This window comes from Nocardia sp. 852002-51101_SCH5132738 (assembly GCF_001665695.1).
In the GTDB taxonomy this organism is placed as follows: Bacteria; Actinomycetota; Actinomycetes; order Mycobacteriales; family Mycobacteriaceae; genus Nocardia; species Nocardia nova.
The window spans coordinates 1-5,254 of the sequence record NZ_LZML01000188.1; the positions used below are offsets into that span (position 1 = coordinate 1).

At 56.9% G+C, this 5,254-nt stretch carries 5 protein-coding genes and 1 pseudogene; all 6 read left to right on the plus strand.

Annotated elements, in window-relative coordinates; genetic code table 11:
* A partial coding sequence (locus tag A5789_RS29320) for a transposase (RefSeq protein ID WP_197516765.1) occupies positions 1-195 on the plus strand: 195 nt, incomplete at its 5' end.
* A gap of 1,525 nt (positions 196-1,720) precedes the next feature.
* A complete protein-coding gene (locus tag A5789_RS37035) occupies positions 1,721-1,990 on the plus strand; it encodes a hypothetical protein (protein WP_155525981.1) in 270 nt (89 codons plus the stop codon).
* 65 nt (positions 1,991-2,055) lie between these two features.
* The gene (locus tag A5789_RS37040) at positions 2,056-2,844 is read left to right on the plus strand and encodes a hypothetical protein (protein ID WP_155525980.1); all 789 of its coding nucleotides are present in this window, start codon (positions 2,056-2,058) and stop codon (positions 2,842-2,844) included.
* Between the two features lie 72 nt (positions 2,845-2,916).
* The gene (locus A5789_RS36080) at positions 2,917-3,543 is read left to right on the plus strand and encodes a DUF2637 domain-containing protein (RefSeq protein ID WP_082941041.1); all 627 of its coding nucleotides are present in this window, start codon (positions 2,917-2,919) and stop codon (positions 3,541-3,543) included.
* A complete protein-coding gene (locus A5789_RS36085) occupies positions 3,540-4,583 on the plus strand; it encodes an AAA family ATPase (protein ID WP_082941042.1) in 1,044 nt (347 codons plus the stop codon). Before A5789_RS36080 ends, A5789_RS36085 begins: the two co-directional genes overlap by 4 nt.
* 513 nt (positions 4,584-5,096) lie before the next feature.
* Positions 5,097-5,254 (plus strand): annotated as a pseudogene (locus A5789_RS36090) (IS256 family transposase); the annotation flags it as partial.

Below are 5,254 nucleotides of genomic sequence, written 5' to 3' on the forward strand. Positions count from 1 at the left end.
AGGCGCACAGACGTTGTCGGCATCTTCCCCGACCGCCAAGCCATCATCCGGCTCGTCGGCGCCGTCCTGGCCGAGCAACACGATGAATGGATCGAAGGCCGCCGCTACCTCGGCCTGGACGTGCTGGCCCGCTCCCGCGGCCTCGCCGACCCCACCGACGAACAGGAGGACCCCACCCCCGCACTGACCGCCTGATCGAACAGGATCACGCGGAAATCACCCCGATACACCACCCGCTTGGACTTGACCGGCGAGCCTCGAAGGCTCGCTGTGGGGCGGGTAGAGGCCGACCCTAAGAGTCGGCTCTCATAAAGTGATTTACCTCACAATCTATCCGGTGACCTGCGGATACTCACCCTTAGTCATGTGAGCGGGGAAAAAATGTGAGGCTTAGTCATATAGAGCCGGTGAGATTCGCACCCTTAGTTACATAGGCGGGTGAGTGAGTTACGGCGTGCCGACCAATGACCTCCGTCACAATCTGGTCTCACGAAGAAAATTCGCAGGCTTAGTCATATAGAGGCAGCCAAGGGCCCTCCTCTTGCAGACTCCCGTTAGGTGCTCGGTGGTTCTTCCGTCTAACGGTCGAGAACGGGACCGTTCTCCTCTCTGACGGTCCCCGGTTCTTAATGAATACCCCGCAGTCGTAGAAACTGCGGGGTTTTTGTTTGTCCTACTTCATGTAGGCCCTACGTATCGAGAGAAGGTGACTAAATGGCTGCCGCGTGTACGCGACACGAACATTACGGCCCGCAGGACTACCGCCCCGGAGGCGGTTGTATCTACTGCTCACGAGAAGCACAAGCGCGGTACCGCAAGCGACGCCGCGAAGAACACCGGCGGATGAAAGAAACGCTAGACCGATTAGGGCTGTCGCTGGCAGATATAGACCCGGAGTAGCCCCGAGTAGTTCTAGGCCGTCTACGGCCAATCTAGAGGCCCTTATGGGGCCTTCTTTTATGTCTGGAGAACGGATGAATGAGTGAAGTAGACCGATGCGGTTGTGGTGAACCCACAGAAACCAGGCGACACAAAAAGTGTCGCCGGTGCCGGTTGGAACCGTTAGCCGGTTCATCTCAGTGCCCTTGGTGCCTTGATTGGTACGTGAGTCACGGAGGCACGGTTAGTGAAGTTCAGAAGCACGCTAAGCGTGACTGTCACAGGAAGGGTTGAACATGTCTAAGCAGAAACACGACATCGGGTATCAAAAGAGGCTTAAGGCTCAGGAGAACCGACGCGAGCTAAGAGCTAAGCGTAGGAACCGAGGGCGACAGTGACAGAGTTCCGAGACCACTGGAATGCACGCACCTCGAAAGAACAAGAAGCGGCGTATCAGTGTTGGCGCGCTAATCATGAACGGTATATCGCGAAGGTATTTGCTAACGCTGAACCGGATTCTAAAGAGTATCGGGCTGGTCTCCGCACCGAAGCGGAGGTTAGAGAACTTTGGTTCCGACGCTACCGCCGACCGGACTCGCCGGATGCTTTATGGACCGACCCCAGAACGGATGTCCGGTGACAGCAGAAGGACCGCGAGTGCTGTTGTGCTGGCGGAAACCTAGTAAGGCTCGGGGTACAAGTTCGTTCAAAATATACGACTGTAGGACCGGTACGAGCATCCGGGTTAGCCCCTCGGACTTACGCCAGTTCCTAGACCATGCAGAAGACAAATGGGAAGAGTTCGAAGCCTTCAAAATCGAACGACAGAAAGAATTAGACAATGCGAAGTGACGAAGCTGCGCGGCTGTTGGGTATCCCGCAGGACACCACAGCGGCGAAGGTCCGGGGTTACCTGGGGCATCCGGAGGTTGAAGTAACCGACGGAGACGATCTAATGTCGGCTGCCGCTGCACGTAAGGAATGGGCTCGGGGGTTTGAAAAAGCATTGAATACCGAACCGGTGCCGGAGCATGAACCTAGCGCTACACCGGTTAGCCCCGAATTCCACGCGGCCGGACCTGGCGACCTTAACCACAATTTCCAGAACTGACTAAACCCCAATTCGGGACCGTCCACGGTGGGCGGTCCTTTGCTATCTCAAAAGGAGAATCACGAATGAGCGTCAATTACACGCTGTGGGATATCGACATCAAAACTCTTACCGATGCTGGTGTTGAACTTCCGGCGGAATACGCTGAAGTAAAGCGCCGGAAGGCGCTGGTGTTTGGTGACAGCTATGTGTATCGAGCTAAGCTCAACTCCGCGGTTTCCGATCCAAGCGTTGCGATTACCGACGATGAGCTTATCGAGCTCCGTCTAATGGCTGCCGCTGAGGCTGTAAATAGTGCCAATCAGACAGAGGAATTGAATCGGGTTTCTTATGCCGCATTGCGGCGTATCTACGACGGCGTGTCCGGTGACGTGTGGGAACAGCTTGCATCCGAGTTCAACCGTGAAGCTGAACGGTTCGACAAGGCGGCTGAGGTTGTCGACCCTGCGCTACCAATGACTGAGGTGTTCGATATGCCAAAGAAGATTCAGGAAGCATGGACAGACGCTAATTCGGCGCTCGCCAAACTGACTGCGCTAATCAATCCGCTACACGTCGCGGCGAAACTTGCCGGGGTATGCGGTAACAGCCGTGACAGTGTTCTACGACTGTTGGTAGACCACGAAAACCACGCCGGGGAGCGCGTCGAGCGAATCGGGTTCGATTGGCTGGCACTTCGTAAGGCCGGTGTCAGTATTCGTGCTGTGACACGTCTAGAGGACGCTAAGCCGTGGGCTGTGCCGGTTCCTGAATCGGCGGTGCCTCAGCCCCCGTCCGCTACTGATGTGGCGTGGTTGCGTAGCGCTGGCATGGCTGGTGATTGGGACAGTTTGTACGTCCGGTACGACGAGTGACGATCGTCGTACCTGAATAGCTCCCGAGGGGACCGCTAAGCGGTCCCCTTTTTATTTATTGGAGAACCACAAATGAATCGGATAACCGCGATAGCGGTTGCAGCGGTAGCGGTAGTTGCTGCGGTTGTGTCGTATGAGCACCTGTACACGGTGGCGGAAATATCCGGCGAGCACTGGCGGGCATGGTTGCTCCCGTTGTCGGTAGACGGTCTGGTGATTGCCGCATCGTTGTCCGCGTTCCGTTCGAAGCGGAACCGGGAGCCAGTACACCCGATGACCAAGCTTTCTCTTGGTACCGGTCTCGTGGTCTCGGTGGCCGCAAACGTGTTGGTGCCGTTCCTACCGGCGGTGTCTTCCGGATGGTTGTCCGCTGCGGTAGCGGCATGGCCTGCGGTAGCGCTGGCACTCGCTTTCGAGGAGCTGCTACGCCTGCGCGGTACCGCTGAGCCGGAACCGCTTCCGCTAGAGCCGGAGCCGGTAGACGAACCTGCGGAAGAACTGGAAGAACCCCGACCGGCCGTTCCGGCCGGCACGGCCGGAACGGAAACCCCACGGGCGGCAGCGCTGCGGGTGGCGCTGGCGGAACCAGGCATCACCGGTAGCGCTCTCGGAGCTCGGTTCGCCCGCTCCGATTCGTGGGGGCGGGCAGTCATCCGGGAAGCGAAGAAGAACCATCAAAGCGAATTGAGCCTAGTGTGACAGACATTGATATCAGTACCCGGCAAGTTTTCAAGCGGTATTCGTTAGGAGAGGCGTACCGGATGTCTCAGCAGTCGGAACGCTGGGTATTCAAAGACACTATCTGTTCTTCGGTAACACTGATCTACGGTAAGTCGAATGTCGGCAAGTCGTACTTGGTTTCGTCTATGGTTTCGTCGTTGCTGGTTGACGGTCGAGAATTCCTCGGTATGCAACCGGTCGATAAGTCGAAACTGTGGCGGCCCGCGATCGTAAGCACCGACCCCGGCACATTGCAGGACTACGGAGAGCAGATTTTCGAGACGATTCCGAACCCTACGGGTGATGAGGTCGACCTGTTCGAAGGTGCGTTAACTCTCGACCCGACCCGCTGGGAATTGTTCGCCGATGAGGTTGTCGCTAACGGGAACAACTTCGTCGTCTTGGACAACCTTATGGGGTTGACTGGAGACACGAATTCGTCGGAACGGTGCACGGTCGTGTTCGATGCTATGGCTAAGCTGAACTCCCAGGGTATCCCAACCGTGCTACTACATCACGAATCAGAACACGGATTCTCGGCGACCGGAGCTAACCCTATGGGGTCGTCGGTTATCGTGCAGAAGTCTCGGCAATGGATACAAGTTCGGCAGACGAACCGTAAGGGTCTACGCGGCGGCAATACCGCGATGATTATTCGAGGTAACCGATTGGAGCAACCGCAACAGTTGGTTGCCGCGCCGATGGCTGGTCCGAACTTCAAGGTGTTGAACCGTGGAGCGTGGGAATCGACCACGGTAGAGGCCGTTAAGAAACAAGACCGGACCAAGACAACCCTTGACGCTAACGCAGATATGGCGAACTGGGTTGTTGATAACTGCCAAGGTAAATCCCTCCGGGCTGCTGCGGATGCACTAGCTAAGGAGTTCCCTACGCACTCGGCTGGAACGCACCGGAATTCTCTGAGCGGTGGGTCACTGAGTAAGTTGGTGAATCGTTCAGGAACCACCTGGACACGGGTTGTGACACCTGCGAGGGAAACCGCAGGTCAGAAGGGGTAGGAGTGTCACGCCGGCTGTGACACTCAGCCATCATTACCGCAGGTCAGAGTCGGTGTCACTGTCACGTGTCACCCCTTATATAAGTAGTTCGTACCTCACCACTTATTAACCCACTCCATAACCTTTTAGTGGAGCCGTGCTCCACCGGAGACGGGAAGAATATAGCGGCCCTTAGCGGGGCCGCTTATCCATAGGTCAGCCGTGCTGACCTTCATCACCTGCGAACGTCGCAGATATTCACCGATAGGAGGTAGGCCGTGCCTACCGACCAACAGCACGCAACCGTGTTGCGAGCCAAGTGCAACAACGGCACGTTGTATCGAAACGATGCCAAGCTATCGCATTGGCTTGGCATCCCTGAGAACACGGTCAAGTTTGTACGGTTGAGTCCAGCAGGATGGTGTATGGCCGGACGCCAGCAAAGTGCGGGCGTGTCGTAGCCGGATAGGGGGTGGTCACCGCGTGATCCTTCAAAAGACCGGCAAGTCACTTGAAGGAAAGAAAGTTCACGCGATGACCTCTGTCCAGCCTATCGACCCGTCCAAGATGCTGTCGGACCAACTCGCCGTCGCGAGCCCGGACCTGCTGCGCGAGATGATGTCCACCTTCATCAAAGCCCTGATGAGCAACGAAGCCGACTCGATGTGCGGTGCCGGCTACGGCGAACGATC

Coding starts and splice junctions, on each gene's coding strand:
- A5789_RS37035 (WP_155525981.1), top strand. CDS start 1,721: ATGCGAAGTGACGAAGCTGCGCGGCTGTTGGGTATCCCGCAGGACACC.
- A5789_RS37040 (WP_155525980.1), top strand. CDS start 2,056: ATGAGCGTCAATTACACGCTGTGGGATATCGACATCAAAACTCTTACC.
- A5789_RS36080 (WP_082941041.1), top strand. CDS start 2,917: ATGAATCGGATAACCGCGATAGCGGTTGCAGCGGTAGCGGTAGTTGCT.